At 75.2% G+C, this 18042-nt stretch carries 18 protein-coding genes; 9 read left to right on the top strand and 9 right to left on the bottom strand.

Going from position 1 to position 18042, the window contains the following annotated elements; genetic code table 11:
- Nucleotides 1-125: 125 nt before the first annotated feature.
- From KPF22_RS03945 to otsB, 3 genes are read left to right on the top strand one after another with little or no spacing between them, the layout of a single operon-like run.
- The gene (locus tag KPF22_RS03945; RefSeq protein ID WP_208822995.1) at nt 126-1598 is read left to right on the top strand and encodes a threonine/serine exporter ThrE family protein; all 1473 of its coding nucleotides are present in this window, start codon (nt 126-128) and stop codon (nt 1596-1598) included.
- A 33-nt stretch (nt 1599-1631) separates the two neighbouring features.
- Complete coding sequence (locus tag KPF22_RS03940) at nt 1632-3050, top strand: trehalose-6-phosphate synthase (protein WP_208822997.1); 1419 nt, start codon at nt 1632-1634, stop codon at nt 3048-3050.
- Entirely contained in the window at nt 3047-3811 is a 765-nt protein-coding gene (gene otsB, locus KPF22_RS03935) for a trehalose-phosphatase (RefSeq protein WP_224401250.1), read from the top strand. The genes KPF22_RS03940 and otsB overlap by 4 nt, the downstream gene beginning before the upstream one ends.
- Before the next feature lie 26 nt (nt 3812-3837).
- Here the strand turns inward: otsB and KPF22_RS03930 are convergent, their stop codons facing one another.
- From KPF22_RS03930 to KPF22_RS03920, 3 genes are all read right to left on the bottom strand, one after another.
- A complete protein-coding gene (locus tag KPF22_RS03930; protein WP_224401249.1) occupies nt 3838-4893 on the bottom strand; it encodes a transglycosylase domain-containing protein in 1056 nt (351 codons plus the stop codon).
- 384 nt (nt 4894-5277) lie between these two features.
- Nucleotides 5278-6120, bottom strand: a complete 843-nt coding sequence (locus KPF22_RS03925; protein ID WP_224401248.1) for an MOSC domain-containing protein — start codon at nt 6118-6120, stop codon at nt 5278-5280.
- On the bottom strand, nt 6114-7217 hold the full coding sequence (locus KPF22_RS03920; RefSeq protein WP_208826660.1) for a LacI family DNA-binding transcriptional regulator: 1104 nt from the start codon (nt 7215-7217) through the stop codon (nt 6114-6116). The genes KPF22_RS03925 and KPF22_RS03920 overlap by 7 nt, the downstream gene beginning before the upstream one ends.
- A 163-nt stretch (nt 7218-7380) precedes the next feature.
- Between KPF22_RS03920 and KPF22_RS03915 the strand changes: the two genes are divergently transcribed.
- From KPF22_RS03915 to KPF22_RS03905, 3 genes are read left to right on the top strand one after another with little or no spacing between them, the layout of a single operon-like run.
- Nucleotides 7381-8400 carry a metal ABC transporter solute-binding protein, Zn/Mn family gene (locus KPF22_RS03915; RefSeq protein ID WP_224401247.1) on the top strand — a complete coding sequence of 340 codons (1020 nt, stop codon included), beginning with the start codon at nt 7381-7383 and terminating at the stop codon, nt 8398-8400.
- A gap of 1 nt (nt 8401) precedes the next feature.
- The gene (locus KPF22_RS03910; protein WP_208826658.1) at nt 8402-9238 is read left to right on the top strand and encodes a metal ABC transporter ATP-binding protein; all 837 of its coding nucleotides are present in this window, start codon (nt 8402-8404) and stop codon (nt 9236-9238) included.
- A gap of 8 nt (nt 9239-9246) precedes the next feature.
- Nucleotides 9247-10092: a metal ABC transporter permease gene (locus KPF22_RS03905; RefSeq protein WP_178375804.1), complete on the top strand. Its 846-nt coding sequence runs from the start codon at nt 9247-9249 to the stop codon at nt 10090-10092.
- Between the two features lie 76 nt (nt 10093-10168).
- Here KPF22_RS03905 and rlmB read toward each other — a convergent pair whose 3' ends face one another.
- On the bottom strand, nt 10169-11143 hold the full coding sequence (rlmB, locus tag KPF22_RS03900; protein ID WP_062398410.1) for a 23S rRNA (guanosine(2251)-2'-O)-methyltransferase RlmB: 975 nt from the start codon (nt 11141-11143) through the stop codon (nt 10169-10171).
- 14 nt (nt 11144-11157) lie between these two features.
- Nucleotides 11158-12549 (bottom strand): cysteine--tRNA ligase, encoded by a 1392-nt coding sequence (gene cysS, locus KPF22_RS03895; RefSeq protein ID WP_224401246.1) that lies wholly within the window; start codon nt 12547-12549, stop codon nt 11158-11160.
- A gap of 67 nt (nt 12550-12616) precedes the next feature.
- On the opposite strand from cysS, the gene KPF22_RS03890 reads away from it, so the two are divergent.
- Nucleotides 12617-13036: a glyoxalase/bleomycin resistance/extradiol dioxygenase family protein gene (locus KPF22_RS03890; RefSeq protein WP_224401245.1), complete on the top strand. Its 420-nt coding sequence runs from the start codon at nt 12617-12619 to the stop codon at nt 13034-13036.
- On the opposite strand, the gene ispF is transcribed toward KPF22_RS03890, so the two are convergent.
- The 3 genes from ispF to KPF22_RS03875 are packed head-to-tail and all read right to left on the bottom strand — an operon-like array spanning nt 13033 to nt 14710.
- Nucleotides 13033-13500 carry a 2-C-methyl-D-erythritol 2,4-cyclodiphosphate synthase gene (gene ispF, locus KPF22_RS03885; RefSeq protein WP_178375749.1) on the bottom strand — a complete coding sequence of 156 codons (468 nt, stop codon included), beginning with the start codon at nt 13498-13500 and terminating at the stop codon, nt 13033-13035. The two genes, KPF22_RS03890 and ispF, sit on opposite strands and share 4 nt — an antisense overlap.
- The gene (gene ispD, locus KPF22_RS03880; RefSeq protein ID WP_224401244.1) at nt 13497-14213 is read right to left on the bottom strand and encodes a 2-C-methyl-D-erythritol 4-phosphate cytidylyltransferase; all 717 of its coding nucleotides are present in this window, start codon (nt 14211-14213) and stop codon (nt 13497-13499) included. The genes ispF and ispD overlap by 4 nt, the downstream gene beginning before the upstream one ends.
- Nucleotides 14214-14218: 5 nt before the next feature.
- Entirely contained in the window at nt 14219-14710 is a 492-nt protein-coding gene (locus KPF22_RS03875; RefSeq protein WP_020625956.1) for a CarD family transcriptional regulator, read from the bottom strand.
- 344 nt (nt 14711-15054) lie between these two features.
- On the opposite strand from KPF22_RS03875, the gene KPF22_RS03870 reads away from it, so the two are divergent.
- The gene (locus tag KPF22_RS03870) at nt 15055-15792 is read left to right on the top strand and encodes a copper chaperone PCu(A)C (RefSeq protein ID WP_224401243.1); all 738 of its coding nucleotides are present in this window, start codon (nt 15055-15057) and stop codon (nt 15790-15792) included.
- Nucleotides 15789-17168, top strand: a complete 1380-nt coding sequence (gene radA / locus KPF22_RS03865) for a DNA repair protein RadA (RefSeq protein WP_075309695.1) — start codon at nt 15789-15791, stop codon at nt 17166-17168. The genes KPF22_RS03870 and radA overlap by 4 nt, the downstream gene beginning before the upstream one ends.
- 3 nt (nt 17169-17171) lie before the next feature.
- On the opposite strand, the gene KPF22_RS03860 is transcribed toward radA, so the two are convergent.
- Complete coding sequence (locus KPF22_RS03860; RefSeq protein WP_224402438.1) at nt 17172-18008, bottom strand: hypothetical protein; 837 nt, start codon at nt 18006-18008, stop codon at nt 17172-17174.
- Between the last annotated feature and the right edge of the window lie 34 nt (nt 18009-18042).

The raw sequence follows: 18042 nt of genomic DNA, 5'->3' as shown, positions 1-18042 counted from the left end.
GTCGCAACCGCTCACCCCGCCCGGCCGTCGGACGGTGTGAGGTCGGCCGACGCCCCGACGCCGGCCGGCGGCCCGCCCCTAGCCTGGTGGGCGACACCGGACCCGCACGACGGAATGGAGGGATCGTGGCCGAGGAGACGCCGACGGCCGACCGGTTCGCACGGCGACTGCGCGGCGCGCTGCGGCGTGACGCGAAACGGCTGCTCACCCCGGGTCCGTCGACGGTGCCGATGCTCATGCTCGGCCCGCAGGTCCCCGACGACGCCCGTGTGCAGGAGGTCCTGGACCTCTGCATGCGGATCGGTGAGATCGAGCTGTCCTCCGGCGAGTCGGTCGACGAGGTCACGGCGACGATGCTGCGGCTGGCCAACCTGGCGGGTCTGCCCGCCGTCGACGTGGACATCACGTTCACCTCGATCACCATGTGCTGCCACCGGGGCAACGCCGCGCAGCCGGTGACGACGATGCGACTGGTCCGCTACCGCACGCTCGACCTGTCCCGGCTGGCCGAGACCGAGGAGATCATCCGCGACGTCGAGGCGGGCCGGCTCGACGTGCGGGCGGCGTCGTCGAAGGTGTCGGAGGTCGTGCGGCACCCGCACCCCTACCCCCGCTGGGTGGCGACGTTCGGCTGGGCCGCGCTGGCCGCGTCGATCGCCCTGCTGCTCGGTGGCGGTCCGCTGACGGCGACGACGGCGTTCGTCACGACCGCGATCATCGACCGGATCGGCCGGCTGCTGGCCCGGCGCGGGGTCGCGGCGTTCTTCCAGCAGGTGGTCGGCGGCTTCCTCGTCACCGCCTCGACGGTCGCGCTGGTGCAGCTGGAGGTGTTCCCGCCGGGCACCCGGGCGTCCTACGTCGTCGCGGCGGGCATCACGGTGCTGCTGTCCGGGCTGAGCGTGGTCTCCACCGTGCAGGACGCCCTGACCGGCTACTACCTGACCGCGGCCGCCCGCATGGTCGAGATCTCGCTGCTGTCGGCGGGGCTGCTGACCGGCGTCGTGCTCGGGCTGCAGCTCGGGCTCGCGATGGGCACCCAGATCGAGGTGTCCGGGGACCTGCCGTCCGGGCCGGGCCAGTTCGGGCTGTCGCTGGTCTCGGGTGCGCTGGCGGCCGCGTTCTACGCGCTCGCCGGGTACGCGCCACTGCGGTCACTGCCGATCGCGGGTGCGGTCGGCGCGTCGAGCTGGCTGGTCTACGGCCTGCTCACGCAGAACGCCGGGCTCGGACAGGTGCCCGCGACCGGAGCCGCGGCACTCGTCGTCGGCCTGGCGGCGGGCCTGCTGCGCCGGGGCACCCAGACCCCGCCGATGGTCGTCACGCTGGCCGGGGTCACCCCGCTGCTGCCCGGTCTCGCCGCCTACCGCGGCTTCTACCAGCTGGCGATCGAGGGCCCCTCCGAAGGGCTCGTGACGATCACGATCGCGCTGGCCGTCGGGCTCGCGCTGGCGGCGGGTGTCGCCCTCGGGCAGTTCGTGGCCAGCCCCCGGCGCCGGCCGGAGGACCGGCCGGGCGGAGCGGAGAACTCGCCCACCGGCGGCGCGGCCGTCGGTTCCCCGGTGTCGGACACCACGGCCGACGGGGCCGATCCGAAGTAGGGTCGGCCGCGGGGCGAGCGTCGAGGAGGGCATGTGTCCACAGGGGAACCGGTGACCGCAGCGGATCTGGTGGTGGTGGCCAACAGGCTCCCCGTGGACCTGGAGCGGCATCCGGACGGCAGCACCACCTGGCGTCGCAGCCCGGGCGGCCTGGTCACGGCGCTGGAGCCGACCCTGCGGGCCCGGGAGGGTGCCTGGGTCGGCTGGCCCGGCGTCCCCGACGCCGAGGTCGAGCCCTTCGCCGAGGACGGCCTGTCGCTGTTCCCGGTGACGCTGACCGCGCAGGAGGTCACCGACTACTACGAGGGCTTCTCCAACGGCACGCTCTGGCCGCTCTACCACGACGTCGTCGCGCCGCCGCAGTTCCACCGGCACTGGTGGCGCGCCTACACCGCGGTGAACCAGCGCTTCGCCGAGGAGGTCGCGAAGGTCGCCGCCCAGGGCGCGACGGTCTGGGTGCAGGACTACCAGCTCCAGCTCGTCCCGGGGAAGCTGCGCGAGCTGCGCCCGGACCTGCGGATCGGCTTCTTCCTGCACATCCCGTTCCCGCCGGTGGAGCTGTTCCGCCAGCTCCCGTGGCGGACCCGGATCATGGAGGGCCTGCTCGGCGCGGACCTCGTCGGCTTCCACACCGACGGCGGCGTCCGCAACTTCCACTGGCTCGCCCAGGAGCTCGCCGGGGCCTCCCCCGACCGCGACCCCGAGGTGCTCCACCACGGCGGACGGCGGATCCGGCTCGGCGCTTTCCCGATCTCGATCGACTCGCACCGGCTCGACGAGCTGGCCCGCACCCCCGAGGTCGAGAAGCGCGCCGCCGAGATCCGGACGGAGCTCGGGAGCCCGGAGAAGATCGTGCTGGGGGTCGACCGGCTCGACTACACCAAGGGCATCGACGTCCGGCTCCGCGCGTTCCACGAGCTCCTCGAGGAGGAGCGGGTGTCCGTCGACGACGCGGTGATGATCCAGCTGGCGACGCCGTCGCGGGAGCGGGTCGAGCACTACCAGCAGATGCGCGCCGACATCGAGCAGGCCGTCGGCCGGATCAACGGCGAGTTCGCCCGCGTCGGGCACCCGGCGGTGCACTACCTGCACCGGTCGCTGCCGCGCGAGGAGCTCGCCGCGTTCTTCCTCGCCGCCGACGTCATGCTCGTGACCCCGCTGCGCGACGGCATGAACCTCGTCGCCAAGGAGTACGTCGCCTGCCGCCCCGACGACGGCGGCTGTCTCGTGCTGTCCGAGTTCGCCGGTGCCGCGATCGAGCTGACCAGCGCCCTGCTGGTCAACCCGCACGACACCGACGGCGTGAAGGAGGCGCTCTACGCGGCGCTGACCATGAACGCCGAGGAGGGGCGCAAGCGGATGCGCACGCTGCGCCGCCAGGTCCTCGACCACGACGTCGACCGCTGGGCCACCGGGTTCCTGGAGGCGCTCGGCATCCGGGTCGAGCAGTGAGCCCCGACGCCGCCCTGGAGCAGCTCGCCGGCGTGGGGCGGCTGCTCGTCGCCCTCGACTTCGACGGCGTGCTGGCCCCGCTGGTCGACGACCCGTCGGCGTCGCGGCCGCTGCCCGCCTCCGCCGACGCCGTCCGGCGCCTCGCGGCGCACGACGCGACGACCGTCGTGATGCTGTCCGGCCGGGGCCGCGACGACCTCGCGACCGTCTCCGGGTTCGTCCCGCCGGTCGGGCTGGTGGGCAGCCACGGCGCCGAGTACGACGACGGGCTCGCCGCCCTGCTCGGGCGCGGCGGCCTGCTGACGCCTGAGCAGGAGCGCAGGCGGACCGCGCTGCTCGACGGCCTGCGCACCCTGGTCGACGGGGCCCCCGGGGCGCGGCTGGAGACCAAGCCCGCGGGCGGAGCGGTGCACGTGCGCGGCATGGACCCGGCCGCCGGGGCGGCGCTGCTGGAGCGGGTCCGCGCCGAGTGGGCCGGTGACGGCGTCGACGCCGTCGCGGGCAAGGACGTGCTGGACCTGGCCGTCGTCGAGACCACCAAGGGCTCCGCGGTGGAGGCGCTGCGGTCGGCCCTGCACGCGGACGCGGTGCTGTTCGCCGGGGACGACGTCACCGACGAGACCGCGTTCCGGGTGCTGGGCGACGGCGACGTCGGCATCAAGGTCGGCGACGGCGCCACCGCGGCCCGCTTCCGGGTCGCCGACCCGCAGGAGATGGCCGGGGTCCTGGAACGGCTGGCCGCGCTGCGCTGTGGGTCCTGACCGGGTCCTGACCGGGTCGCGGCAGCTCAGTCGAGGTCGGCCAGCGCGGCCGGGGGCTCGCGGCACGGGTCGTCGGCGGCGGGCAGGTCGGAGGCGTTGCCGGGGATCCCGAGGCCCTCGGTGGCGGCGAGCCCGCCCATCTGGGTGTACCAGCGCGGGGCGCGCTCGCGGGCGTGCCAGTAGCCCTTCGCGCTGATCCAGCCGCGTTCGCCGGGGTCGGCGACGCCGTTGCCGTTGGCGTCGCCGAGGAAGCGCATGCCGCCGCCGGGGGCGCGTTCGACGTGCAGCGGGGACGGCAGCAGTCCGATGAGCTGGGCGGACTCGTCCACGCTGAGCGAGCGGCTGGACTTGCCGAAGTAGTACCAGGAGGCGGCGCAGACGCCGTAGACGCGCGGCGCGAACTGCGCGACGTTGACGTAGATCTCCAGGATCCGGCGCTTCGACATGACGAGCTCCATCGTCTCCGCCGGCGGGATCTCCAGAGCCTTGCGCACCGGTTCCAGCGGCGGGTAGCGCCCGGCCCACAGGAACAGGTTCTTCGACGTCTGCTGGGTGATCGTCGACCCGGACGGGTCGTCGGTGCCGTCCATGTACGCCTGCACGCGCGCCCACTGCATCCCGTAGTCGACGGCGAGGGTGCGCTCCGGGAACTGCTGGTCCTCCTGCCCCATCACCACGATCAGGAAGTTGCGCGACACGTGCTCGGCGTCGGTCCACTGCGCCACGGTCGGCCCGAAGTTCCACAGCCGGAACATCGTGTACGGCGGGTTGACCAGGGTGAACAGCAGCACCAGGACCAGCGGGACGGCCTGGGCGACCAGGGCCCAGCGCAGCAGCCTGCGCAGCCGGGCCCGGGTCGACGGCGGCGGGGTCCCCGGGGGCCGCTGCGGCCGCAGCCGGCGCAGCCGGTCCCGCAGCGCCGCGAGCTGCGGCCCGATCGGGCGGCGCGGAGCGGGCCCGGACTCCGGGCGGGGTACCGCGCCCGCACCTCGGCGTGGGGGCGGGCCGGTCCGGCGGGCGCCGCGACGCGTGGGCAGTGGCCGCTGGGCCGGGTGGAGCACGTCCGGGCGGTCGGACGCCACGGGGCGCGGGATCGGGCGCCGGGCGTCCGGGGAGTCGGACGGTGCGGGGCGCGGGGCTCGACGCAGGCCGTCGGGGCGGTCGGGCGGCGCGGAGGGCCGCGGGGCCGGCGGGGGTGGCACGGCGCGGGCCGGCCGCCCGCCCGCCGGCGGACGTCCGGGAGGCGGGGGCGGCACGACACGTGGCGGCCCGGCCCCGGGACGCGACGCGGGAGGCGGCATCGGGGGGCGCCGCCCGGCGGGGCCCGGGGGCGGTGGTGGCGGACGGCGACGTGGGTCGCGCTCGTCGTTCAGCGCAACCTCCCCCTCGCCCCGGTCCGGCCACCCGGACGGGCGACCCGAACCCGACGATACCGACGGGGCGGGAGGAACCGTGGCCGGTCCGGGTCAGCGCGGCGGGCCGCAGGCCGGGTCGACGGCGTCGAGCACCTCGACCGCGTCGCCGACGGCGATCTCGGCGCCCGGGTCGTCCGGGATCAGGTTGACCCCGAACCACACCTTGCCGTCGAACCGCCGGTGCCGGGCCAGGGTCGCCATCGGCTCGCGGCCCTTGACGGCCGTGTCCGGGTCGACGGTGGTGAGCACGCAGCGCGCGCAGCCCTTGGCCACCCGGAACTCCGCGGCGCCGATCCGGATGCGCCGCCAGCCGTCCTCGGCCCAGGCCGGTGCGCCGTCGACGACGGCGTTCGGCCGGAACCGGGTCATCGGCAGCGGCGCCTCGGCCGCGTTCGGGCCGTCGGCGACCAGCGCGTCCAGCGCGTGCAGCGAGGCGGTGGAGGCGAGCAGCAGCGGGTAGCCGTCGGCGTAGGAGACGCGGTCGTCGTCGTGGGAGAAGCCGGGGTCGGGACGGCGCCGGGCCGGGTCGTCGAGGTGGATCAGCCGCACCGGGTCGCCGAGCAGCTCGGAGAACCACGCGTCGGCCGCCGGGCCGGCCGGGACGCCCGCGGTGTCCCAGCGGTGCACGCGGGCCGGCACCGGCTCGCCGTCGGGCACGGGGACGGTGAGCGGCGGCAGCCCCGGTCCGGTCAGGCGGAGCCCGTCGGCGGCGGGGGTGGGCGCGACGAGCACGAGCCGCGGGTGGGTGCGCGCGGTGACCACGGCGCCGTCGTCGCGGACCAGCATCCAGCGCCGGTCCCCGGCGAGACCGGCCCGTTCGACGACGGCGCGGGCGACGTCCGCGCCCCGGCAGGACTTGACCGGGTAGCGGCGCAGCCCCGTCAGGCTCACCATCCGGAGAAGAACTCCCCGGACTGGCGCAGCCCGCGGGTGGTCGTACCGACGATCAGCTCGGTCGGGAGCGTGACGTGCTCGGGGACGTGGCGGTCGCCGCGTTCGAGCAGCAGCCGTCCGGCCTCGAGGCCCTTCTCCCGGAACGGCTGGCGGACCGTGGTCAGGCCGACGCGCTCGGCCTCAGGAACGCCGTCGAACCCGGCGACCGAGAGGTCCTCGGGCACCCGCAGGCCGCGGTCGCGGGCCTCGCGCAGCGCGCCGAGGGCGAGGATGTCGGAGGTGCACACCAGCGCGGTGATCCCGGGATGGGAGTCCAGCAGGGTGGCGGCGCCGTCCGCGCCGGCGTCGAGGGAGTGCTCGAACCGCTCGATGACCGGGACGTCGGCCCAGTCGACACCGGCCTCGGCGAGCGCCGCGCGCAGCCCGGCGAGGCGCTCGCGCTGCACGGCGTAGGAGCTGCCCTCCTGCCGGGCGACGTCGGCCCGGCCGTCGTGCCGGTGCGAGGACAGGCGCATGCAGAGCACACCGACGCGGCGGTGGCCGAGCTCGACGAGGTGCCGCCCGAGCGCGAGGGTCCCGGCGCGGTCGTCGACGCCGACGCGGTCCACCCCGGTGATCCCGGTGGGCTGGTCGCAGACGACCGTCGGCACCGGGCGCTGCAGGACGGCCCGGAAGTGCGGGTCGTCCTCGCTGACCGAGTAGACGACGAAGCCGTCGACCCCGGCCTGGTAGACGGAGTCGACGTCGGAGTGCTCGGGGCTGACCGGGATCAGCAGCAGGCCGGTGCCCGCCTTCTCGCAGGCCAGCGCGAGCCCCTCCAGGAAGCCGGTGGCGCCCGGGTCGCGGAAGGCGTAGCTGAGCGCCTCGGTCAGCAGCAGGCCCACCGCTCCGGCACGCCGGGTGCGCAGCGAGCGGGCGACCGGGTCCGGGCCCGGGTAGCCGAGCCGCCGGGCCGCCTCCAGGACGCGCTCGCGCAGCGGCGCGGACAGCTGGTCGGGGCGGTTGTAGGCATTCGACACGGTCGTCCGGGAGACCCCGAGCTCGGCGGCCAGCGACGCGAGCGTCGCCGGGCGCCGCGGGTGCTGGGGGCCGGTCATTCCCCGAACGGTAGCGGCGCGGTCACGCACGTGAAAGTCCGCCCCGACCGGCCACGACGGGATCACACGCCACGCGCGTTCCCGGCTCCCCGTACAGCGGTAGAGTGAATCTGAGAACGATTTCCAATAAATCTATGCCGATATGTTGATGGGAGTTCCGTCCGTGTCCCGATCCCCGCTCCGCCCGGCCGCGCTCGTGGCCGGGCTGGCCGCACTCGCCCTGGGTCTGACCGCCTGCGGCTCCGGCCAGGTCGACGCCCCCACCAGCGCCGACACCCCGCAGGTGAAGATCGTCGCCTCCACCGACGCCTGGGGCGCGGTCGCCCGCGCCGTGGGCGGCAACTACGCCAGGGTCGAGTCGGTCATCAGCTCCCCCGACGTCGACCCGCACGGCTACGAGCCGACCCCGCAGAACGCGGCGACCGTCGGCGAGGCCCAGCTGCTGATCATGAACGGCGGCGGCTACGACGCGTTCATGACCGACCTCGTCGCCGCGTCCGGCAACAAGGCCCCGCTGGTGGACGCCGTCGAGGTCTCCGGCATCGAGGGGGCCCAGGAGGCCGCCGCCGACGACCACGGCCACGACCACGCCGCCGGGGCCACCCCCGAGCCCGCGGGCGAGGCGGACCACGAGCACGAGCACGAGCACGGCTCGTTCAACGAGCACGTCTGGTACAACCCGGCCGCGGTCGGCCGCGTCGCCGAGCAGCTCGCCGACCAGCTCGGCCGCATCGACCCGAGCGCCGCGGAGTACTTCCGCACCAACGCCCAGACCCTCGAGGGCGGCGTCGCCCAGCTGACGTCGAAGGCCACCGAGATCGGCCGCGCGCACCCGGGGGCCCGGGTCGCCGTCACCGAGCCGGTGCCCGCCTACCTGCTGCAGGCCGCCGGAATCGCGAACGCGACCCCGCAGGAGTTCTCCTCGGCCGTCGAGGAGGGCACCGACCCGCCGGCCGCCGTCGTCGCGCAGATGCTGGGGCTGTTCACCGCGCAGCCGCCGGTCGACGCGCTGGTCCTCAACAGCCAGACGACCTCGCCGACCACCGACCAGGTCCGCGACGCCGCCCAGAAGGCAGGCGTCCCGGTGGTCCAGATGTCGGAGACGCTGCCCGCGGGCACCACCGACTGGGTGCAGTGGATGAACGCCAACCTGGACGAGCTCTCCGCGGCGCTGAACCGCTGACATGGGTTCCTCGCAACAGTCCGCGCTGTCGCTGCGCGGGGCGGGCCTCCGGTTCGGGGACCGGACCCTGTGGTCCGGCCTCGACCTGGACGTCGCACCCGGCGAGTTCGTCGCCGTCCTCGGCCCGAACGGCTCCGGCAAGACGACGCTGATGCGCGTCCTGCTGGGGCTGCTCCCGCTCTCCGACGGCACCGTGACCGTCGGCGGACACACTCCGCGGCGCGGCAGCCCCGAGATCGGCTACGTCCCGCAGCAGCAGCCGCTCGACCCGGACCTGCCGCTGCGCGGGCGCGACCTCGTCGGCCTCGGGCTCGACGGGCACCGCTTCGGTCCCGGCCTGGGCCGGCGACGCGAGCGGCGCGAGCGCGTCGACCGCGCGCTGGCCCAGGTCGGCGGCACCGGGCACGCCGACGCCCCCGTCGGGCGGCTGTCCGGCGGCGAGCAGCAGCGGCTGCGGGTCGCGCAGGCACTCGTCGGGGACCCGGCGGTGCTGCTGTGCGACGAGCCCCTGCTCAGCCTGGACCTGTCCCACCAGCGGATCGTGACCCGGCTGATCGACGAGCGCCGCCGCGCCGCGGGTACCGCGGTGCTGTTCGTGACCCACGAGATCAACCCGGTGCTGCCGCTGGTGGACCGGGTCCTCTACCTCGTCGACGGCCGGTTCTCGATCGGCACCACCGACGAGGTCATGACCTCGGAGACGCTGTCGCGGCTCTACCGCACCGACGTCGACGTGCTGCGGGTCCGCGACCGGCTGGTCGTCGTCGGGGCCGAGGACTCCCCGGTCACCCGGGACGAGCACGCCGAGCACGGCGTCGCGGTCGGGGGTGGCGCGTGACCGAGTTCCTGGCCCGGATCCTCGACCTGTCCGGCACCGGCACGCTGCTGGGCTACCCGTTCGTCCGCAACGCGCTCATCGCCTGCGCGGTGCTCGGGCTGGTCGCCGGGCTGCTCGCCCCGCTGATCGTCAGCCGCGGGATGGCCTTCGCCGTGCACGGCACCGCCGAGCTGGCCTTCACCGGGGCCGCGGCCGGGCTGCTGCTCGGCGTCGCCGTCGGGGTGGGGGCGGTGGTGGGCGCCGTCGTCGCCGCGGTGATCTTCGGTGTGCTGGGCCTGCGCCAACGCGAGCGGGACTCCGCGATCGGCGTGGTGATGGCGTTCGGGCTCGGCCTGGGCGTGCTGTTCCTGGCCCTCTACGACGGCCGCTCCTCCAACCGGTTCGGCCTGCTGACCGGCTCCATCGTGTCGGTCGACCAGCAGAACCTGTGGGTGCTGGGGGTCGTCGCCGTCGTCGTTCTCGCGACCCTGGCGCTGCTCTACCGGCCGCTGCTGTTCGCCAGCACCGACCCCGACGTCGCGCTGGCGCGCGGCGTGCCCGTCCGCGCGCTGACCCTGGTGTTCGGCGTGCTGATCGGCCTGGTGACGGCACTGGCCGTGCCGATCGTCGGGGCGATCCTGGTGCTGTCGGTGCTGATCGTGCCCGGCGCCGCGGCGAACCGGGTCACCGCGAACCCGTTGCTGGCGACCGTCCTCGCGATCGTCATCGCGGAGGTCGCGCTGGTCGGCGGGACGATCCTGTCGCTGGCGCCGGGGCTGCCGATCTCGGCCTACGTGGCGACCATCGGGTTCGTCGCCTACCTGCTGTGCCGGCTGGTGGGCCGCCTCCGCGGCCGCGGACCGGTCCGCGCCTGACCCCCCGGTCGCACGAACGGGCCCCTCGTACGAAAGGTTCGTACGAGGGGCCGGTTCGTGCAGGGAGGGGGTCCGCTCAGCGGCCGACGCGACGGCGGCGGGCCACCTCGGCCAGAACGACGCCGGTGGCGACCGAGGCGTTCAAGGACTCCACGCGGCCGGCCAGGGGGATCGAGACGGTCACGTCGCAGGTCTCGCGGACCAGCCGGGACAGGCCCTTGCCCTCCGACCCGGTGACGATCACCAGCGGCCCGGAGGCCAGGTCGAAGTCGTCGAGGGAGACGTCGCCGTCGGCGGCCAGACCGGCGACCATCAGCCCGGCGGAGGCGTACTCCTGCAGCGTGCGGGTCAGGTTCGTCGCGCGCGCGACCGGGACCCGGGCCGCGGTGCCCGCCGAGGTCCGCCAGGCCACCGCGGTCATGCCCGCGGCGCGCCGCTGCGGCACGACGACGCCGTGGCCGCCGAACGCACCCACCGACCGGACGACCGCACCCAGGTTGCGCGGGTCGGTCACCCCGTCCAGGGCGACGGCCAGTGCCGGGCGCCCGGAGTGCGACGCGGCCTCCAGCACCTCGTCGGGGTGGGCGTAGGCGTACGGCGGCACCTGCAGGGCGAGGCCCTGGTGCAGCGCTCCCCCGCTGATCCGGTCGAGGTCGTTGCGCGGCACCTCCAGGATGGAGATGCCCCGCTCCGCAGCCAGCGCGACGGCCTCGGTGACGCGGTCGTCGGCGGACATGCCGGTGGCCACCTGCAGCGCCGTCGCCGGGACGCCGGCCCGCAGGCACTCGACGACCGGGTTGCGGCCGAGCACGGTCTCCGGGGTCTCCCCGTCACCGCGACGGCCCGCGACCGGGCGTCGGCGCTGCTGCTGGTCCTGGGCTGCGCGGCGCGCGGCCGCCCTCGCCTTCGGGTGGCCGGGTCGCATCTCGCCGGGCGGGGTCGGGCCCTTGCCCTTCAGTGCGCGCCGGGGCTGGCCGCCGGATCCGACGACCATGCCCTTCTTGGTGCCTTCCTTACGGATCGCACCGCGGCGCTTGGAATTGCCTGCCATGAGTTCTACGAGTCCTAGTTGTCTTTGAGAGTCCAGGTGGAGCCGTCGGCGCCGTCCTCGACGGCGATCCCGGCGGCGAGCAGCTCGTCGCGGAGCCGGTCCGCGGTGGCGAAGTCGCGCTCGGCGCGCGCGGCCCGGCGGCGCTCGAGCATCGTCTCCACCAGGGTGCCCAGTGCCTGACGGGCGGCGTCGCCCGACTCCTCGGCCACGCCGCCGGCTGCCAGCGGGTCCAGGCCGAGCACCTCGGTCGTCGCGCGGACCGCGGACGCGGCCCGCAGCGCGCCGGTGACGTCCCCGGCGTCGAGGGCGGTGTTGCCCTCGCGCACCAGGGTGTGCACGGTGCCGAGCGCGAGCGGGGTGCCCAGGTCGTCGTCGAGTGCGGCGGTGAACGCGCCGGGCAGCTCGGCGGCGACCTCGGGCAGGCCGTGCCGCTCGCCCACGCGGTGCACGAACGACTCGATCCGCCGGTACGCGGCGACGGCCTCGTCCAGCGCGGCGTCGGAGTACTCGATCGCCGACCGGTAGTGCGGGCCGACCAGGTAGTAGCGCAGCTCGGCCGGGCGGACCCGCTCGAGCAGGTTCTCGATCGCCAGGGTGTTCCCCAGCGACTTCGACATCTTCTCCCCGCCCATGGTCACCCAGGCGTTGTGCAGCCAGAACCGGGCGAACCCGTCCCCGGCCGCGTGGCTCTGGGCGCGCTCGTTCTCGTGGTGCGGGAACACCAGGTCCAGGCCGCCGCCGTGGATGTCGAACTCCGGGCCGAGGTAGGCGGTCGCCATCGCCGAGCACTCCAGGTGCCAGCCGGGCCGCCCGTTCCCCCAGGGGGTGGGCCAGCTCGGCTCGCCGGGCTTGGCGGCCTTCCACAGCGTGAAGTCCAGCGCGTCGCGCTTGTGCCCGCTGTCGCCCTCGCCCTGGTGCACGTCGTCGACGCGCTGGCCGGACAGCGACCCGTAGTCGGGCATCGTGCGCACCGCGAAGTAGACGTCGCCGCCGGCGGCGTAGGCGTGGCCGCGCTCGATCAGGCGCTCGATCAGCTCGACCATCTGCGTGATGTGCCCGGTCGCCCGGGGCTCCACCGACGGCGGCAGGCAGCCCAGCGCGTCGTAGGCGGCGGTGAAGGCCCGCTCGTGCGTGGCCGCCCACTCCCACCACGGACGGCCCGCGGCCTGGGCCTTGCGCAGGATCTTGTCGTCGATGTCGGTGACGTTGCGCACCAGCGTGACGTCGTACCCGGACCGGGCCAGCCAGCGGCGCAGCACGTCGTAGTTCAGGCCCGAGCGCACGTGACCGATGTGCGGGAGGCCCTGCACCGTCGCCCCACAGACGTACATCGACACGGCTCCGGTCCGCAGCGGCGTGAACGCGCGCTGCTCCCTGGTCGCTGAGTCGAGAAGTCTGAGGCTCACGTCACCAGGGTACGGGCCTCCGATTCGTCCACTACACGGGCGGTGCGGACGGGGCAAGGTGTCGGCCATGGCTGTTCAGCGGATGTACCCGCGGCTGGTCGTGCACGACGCCGACGCCGCGATCGACTTCTACCGCGCCGCGTTCGGCGCGCAGCTCGTGGAGCGCTACACCGACGGCTCCGGCGCCGTGGTGCACGCCCTGCTGCGGGCCGGCGGCGCGGAGTGGGCCGTCAAGGACGGCGACGCCACCGACCCGGCCCCGGACGGCCCCGGCGCGGTGATCCTGGCGCTGGAGGTCGACGACCCGGATGCGGTCGCCGCGGCGATGGTGGACCACGGCGGCCGGGTGCTGTTCCCGGTGACCGACCACGACTACGGGCAGCGCGGCGGCCGGCTCGCCGACCCGTTCGGCCACGCCTGGATGGTGGCGGCCCACGCCGACGACCTCACCCCGGAACAGATCCAGGAGCGGACCGGGCGTCTCTAGCCCGCGGGCAGCAGCAGCGCCGTCGCGACGGCGGCGCGGCCCTCGCCGCGCCCGGTCAGCCCCAGCCCGTCGGTCGTCGTGCCGGACACCGACACCGGGCCGCCGACCACCTCCGAGAGCACCCGTTCGGCCTCGGCCCGACGCTTCCCGATCTTGGGGTCGTTCCCGACCACCTGGACGGCGGCGTTGCCGACGGTCCAGCCGTCGCGGGCGAGCAGGCGACGGACCTCGGCGAGCAGGGTCGCCCCGCTCGCACCCGTCCACTCCGGACGGCCGGTGCCGAACACCGCGCCCAGGTCGCCCAGCCCCGCCGCGGACAGCAGGGCGTCGCACAGGGCGTGTGCGGCGACGTCGCCGTCGGAGTGCCCGGCGCAGCCGTCGGTCCCGGGCCACAGCAGACCCGCGACCCAGCAGTCGCGGCCCGGCTCGACCGGGTGCACGTCGGTACCGATCCCGACCCTCATGTGTGTTCCTCGTGCTCGGTGACGCGGCCCGCCCCGGCGAGCAGCAGTTCGGCGATGCGCAGGTCCCACGCGGTGGTGACCTTGAACGCGAGCGGGTCCCCGGCGACGGTGGTGACCGGGTCGCCGAGCGCCTCGACCAGCCCGGCGTCGTCGGTGCGGGGGTCGGGTGTGCCCGCGTGGGCGCGACGCAGGTCGGCCGCGCGGAACCCCTGCGGTGTCTGCACCGCACGCAGCTCGGAGCGGTCCACGGTGGACACGACGGTCCCGGCGCCGTCGACCCGCTTGACCGTGTCGGCCACGGGGAGCACCGGGATGACCGCGGGCGCGCCCGCGCGCACGGCGTCGACCACCCGGCGGACGACGTCGGGTGGTGTGAGCGGGCGCGCGGCGTCGTGCACCAGCACGACCTCGGCGTCCGTCCCGGTCGCAGCGAGACCCGCCGCGACGGAGGCGGTGCGGTCGGCACCGCCGGCGACGACGGTCGCCGGGCGTCCGGGCAGCATCGCGGCGGCGGCGTCCACCTGGTCCGCGGGGACGACGACCACCACGTGCCCGACGACGTCGGACGCGAGAAGGCCGTCGACCGCGCGCACCAGCATGGGAACCCCGGCCAGTCCGACGAACGCCTTGGGCACACCTGCGCCCAGACGCACCCCGGAACCGGCCGCGGGAAGCACCACGACGACACCCGCCCCGGAGGACGGTCCGTGCACGCCGGTCAGGCGTTCGCGGTGGCGAGCACCTCGTCGAGCAGGACCTCGGCCCGCTCCTCGTCGGTGCCCTCGGCCAGCGCGAGCTCACTGACCAGTATCTGCCTCGCCTTGGCCAGCATCCGCTTCTCACCGGCGGACAGGCCCCGGTCCTTCTCCCGCCGCCAGAGGTCGCGGACGACCTCGGCGACCTTGTTCACGTCACCGGACGTGAGCTTCTCCCAGTTCGCCTTGTACCGGCGCGACCAGTTCGTGGGCTCCTCGGTGTGCGGCGCGCGCAACACCTCGAAGACCCGATCCAGCCCCTCCTGGCCCACGACGTCACGAACACCGACCACCTCGACGTTGTCGGCGGGGATGCGCACCGTCAGATCGCCCTGCTGGACCTTCAGGACGAGGTACTGCACTTCCTCGCCCTTGATCGTCCGGGTCTCGATCGCCTCGATGAGCGCGGCACCGTGGTGCGGGTAGACGACGGTCTCTCCGACCTTGAAAACCATGTGTCCTCTGGCCCCTTTCGCTGGGTCCAGATTAACACGTCGCCCGGGCGGGACGGTGACCGGCTTTCACCGTCGTCGCAGGTCAGGGGGTTGACAACGGCGGAGGAACGTGTTCCCCGCGGGCGTGGCGCCCATCCGGACCGGCCCGGCCGCGTGCCGGTCGCCGCCGCGGCACGTCCCGGACCACCGGGTCTGCCGCCCCGCCGTCCGGCGGGGACGCGGTCGTCACACCCGGGTGCCCGACCGCGCAACGCGCCGGAGCGCGCGACTAGGCTGCCTCCCGACAGACCCAGCATGTGCGCCGGGGGCACTTCGGGGCACCGGCAAGGAAGGACACGACGACCGTGAGCCGCACCCGCCGTTCCGCCCGGACCCTGGCCGGGGTCGCCGGCGCCGTCGCCCTGACCGGCCTGCTGATCAGCGGCTGTGGAGCCGGGCAGATCGCGCAGACCGCAGAGCAGGTCGCCGCCGTCAACGGCGCCAACGCCTCGGTCGGCTCGGTCGACCTGCGTGACGTCCAGGTCGCCTACCCGACCACGCCCGCGGGCCCGGACGCGCTCTACCGCCAGGGCGGCGCCGCACCGCTCGTCGCCACCCTGGTCAACACCGGATCGGTCGCCGACCGCCTGGTCTCGGTCACCTCGCCCGCCGCCGCGTCGGTGCAGATCCAGGGCGACGCGACCATGCCGCAGGACATCGCGCTGGTCTCGCCGGGCAACCTGCAGCTGGCCCCCACCAACGCCAAGCGCGTGCAGCTCGTCGCCGAGGGTCTGACCCGTCCGGTCCCCTCCGGCGCGCAGCTCCCGATGACGTTCGTGTTCGAGAAGGCCGGCTCGGTGACCCTCACCGTCCCGACCGGCGTGCCGACCGTCGAGGGTTCCCCCGGCCACGCCCCGGAGCGCGCGTCGTTCGCCGACGGCGAGGAGGGCGCCAACGGCGCCGAGACCGGCGTCAACTCCGAGACCGGTGGCCAGGCCGAGGCCCCGTCGGTGGACCAGCCGAACCCGGTCCCGGCCGGTGAGGGCGCCCCCGTCGCGCCCGGCAACGAGGGCAGCGGCGCCGGCGGCGCCGCCGGCAACTGACCCCCCGGTCCCGCGCCGCCCGCTCGGGCGGCTACCGCTGCACGGAGTGCGACCACCGCACGGCGCAGTGGGTGGGGCGCTGTCCGGGCTGCCAGGCCTGGGGGTCGCTCGAGCAGGTCGAGCCGGTGCGCACCGGCGGGGGCGGCCGGACCGTCGTCGCGGGGGCGCCCAGCACCCCGGCCCGGCGGATCGCCGAGGTGGAGCTGGACTCCGCCCGGGCCCGGCCGACCGGGGTCGACGAACTGGACCGGGTCCTCGGTGGCGGGCTCGTCCCGGGCGCCGTGGTGCTGCTGGCCGGCGAGCCGGGCGTCGGGAAGTCCACGCTGCTCCTGGAGGTCGCCGCACAGGCCGCGGCCCGGTCCCGGGTCCTCTACGTCTCCGGTGAGGAGTCCGCGGGCCAGGTCCGGTTGCGCGCCGAGCGCACCGGCGGCGTCCACGACGAGCTCTACCTCGCCGCCGAGTCCGACCTCGAGTCGGTGCTCGGCCACGTCGACGCGCTGCGGCCGTCGCTGCTGGTGGTGGACTCCATCCAGACCATGTCCACCGCCTCGGTCGACGGCAGCCCCGGCGGGGTGACCCAGACCCGCGCCGTCACCGTGGGGCTGACCGCGCTGGCGAAGGAACGCGGCCTGGCCGTGCTGCTCGTCGGCCACGTCACCAAGGACGGCGGCATCGCGGGTCCGCGGGTGCTGGAGCACCTGGTCGACGTGGTGCTGCACTTCGAGGGCGACAAGCACTCGGCGCTGCGGATGGTCCGCGGCGTGAAGAACCGGTTCGGTCCGGCCGACGAGGTCGGCTGCTTCGAGCTGCGCGACTCCGGCATCGTCGGTCTCGCCGACCCCTCGGGGCTGTTCCTCGGCCGGTTCGGCCAGGGCGCCGACGCGGTGCAGCCGGGGACCGCGGTGACCGTCGTGATGGACGGGCGACGGCCGCTGCTGGCCGAGGTGCAGGCGCTCGTTGCGGGGGCGAACATCCCGAGCCCGCGCCGGGCGGTGACCGGGCTGGACTCGTCGCGGGTGCCGATGCTGCTCGCCGTCGTCGAACGGCGGGGCGGGCTCAAGCTGCACGACGCCGAGGTCTACACCGCCACCGTCGGCGGGATGCGGATCACCGAGCCGGCGGCCGACCTCGCGATCGCGTTGGCGGTCGTCTCGGCGAAGCGGGACGCGGCGCTGCCCGCGGACCTCGTCGTGCTGGGCGAGCTCGGGCTGGCCGGCGAGCTGCGCCGGGTGCACGGGGTGGACCGGCGCCTCGCGGAGGCCGCACGGCTGGGCTTCACCCGGGCGATCGTCCCCACCGGGGCCGAGGTCGGGCGGACCGGGATGCAGATCACCGAGGCGTCGTCGCTGCGCGAGATCATGGCCCGCATCCGCTGAGCCTCAGCTCATGAGCAGCGGGGCGGGCTCGCTCACGACCCGGTCGAGCCGGGCCAGCACCCGGTAGCCGCCCGGGCCCACCCGGGTGCGCTCGCCCGCACAGCCGGGCTCGGAGGCGAGCCCGGTCCACGTCACGGCGAAGGCCACCGGCTGGCCGGGCACCAGGGTGCGCAGGTCGTCCGACGACGGGTTGGAGCAGTCGTTGGACGACCAGAGCTTGGTCGCCCCGTCGCCGCTCCAGACGGCGATCTCCTGCTGGGCGCCGTCGAGGTCGCGCACGCAGGGCTGGCCGGAGACGTTGGTGACGACCAGCCGCAGCTCGGGCCGCGCGCCGGAGGGGTAGGTCGGCTGCCCGGTCTCGGCACGCACCTCGATCATCGCGTCGGTGCAGGGCACCGGACCGGTCGGCGGGGAGGGTGCGGCCTGCGGCACCTGCACGGACGGGCGTGGTGTGTCGTCGGGGCGGACCGTCTCGTCCGCCGGGCCCGCGTTCGGGGTCGCGGGCCCGGCGGACGTCCCCGCCGCGGCGGCCGGTGGGGGTCCGGGCGCGGCGGGGTCGGGGAGCGGAACGGACGTGGGTGCCCCCGTCCCCGGGGCTGGGGATGCCGGGGACGGGGACCCCGGGGGCGACGCGGGTGCGGCCGTCCCCGTGTCCGGTGTGGTCTGCGACGACTGGGGGGTCGTCCGTGCGGCCGTCCCGGCGGGCTCGTCGGAGCCCCGCGGGATCAGCAGCCAGGTGGTGAGCCACAGCAGCGCGAAGAGCGCGAGCAGCGCGACGCCGACCGCGCACGCGCGCCGGCGCCAGTAGACCGACGCCGGCAGGGGACCCACCGGGTGCATGTCACCGACGGTAGATCTCCGGTTACACGAAGTC

The organism is Pseudonocardia sp. ICBG1034 (assembly GCF_020131375.1).
GTDB classification, from domain to species: Bacteria; Actinomycetota; Actinomycetes; order Mycobacteriales; family Pseudonocardiaceae; genus Pseudonocardia; species Pseudonocardia alni.
Note: the sequence above shows the minus strand (reverse complement) of the source record. Positions and strands in the feature narration are given on the sequence as shown.

What these genes read in the sequence shown, in the direction of transcription:
- KPF22_RS03925 (WP_224401248.1), bottom strand. Translation starts at nt 6,120, where the DNA reads ATGGTGAGCCTGACGGGGCTGCGCCGCTACCCGGTCAAGTCCTGCCGG.
- rlmB (WP_062398410.1), bottom strand. Translation starts at nt 11,143, where the DNA reads ATGGCAGGCAATTCCAAGCGCCGCGGTGCGATCCGTAAGGAAGGCACC.
- KPF22_RS03910 (WP_208826658.1), top strand. Translation starts at nt 8,402, where the DNA reads ATGGGTTCCTCGCAACAGTCCGCGCTGTCGCTGCGCGGGGCGGGCCTC.
- ispF (WP_178375749.1), bottom strand. Translation starts at nt 13,500, where the DNA reads ATGAGGGTCGGGATCGGTACCGACGTGCACCCGGTCGAGCCGGGCCGC.
- KPF22_RS03875 (WP_020625956.1), bottom strand. Translation starts at nt 14,710, where the DNA reads ATGGTTTTCAAGGTCGGAGAGACCGTCGTCTACCCGCACCACGGTGCC.
- KPF22_RS03860 (WP_224402438.1), bottom strand. Translation starts at nt 18,008, where the DNA reads ATGCACCCGGTGGGTCCCCTGCCGGCGTCGGTCTACTGGCGCCGGCGC.
- KPF22_RS03920 (WP_208826660.1), bottom strand. Translation starts at nt 7,217, where the DNA reads ATGACCGGCCCCCAGCACCCGCGGCGCCCGGCGACGCTCGCGTCGCTG.
- KPF22_RS03890 (WP_224401245.1), top strand. Translation starts at nt 12,617, where the DNA reads ATGGCTGTTCAGCGGATGTACCCGCGGCTGGTCGTGCACGACGCCGAC.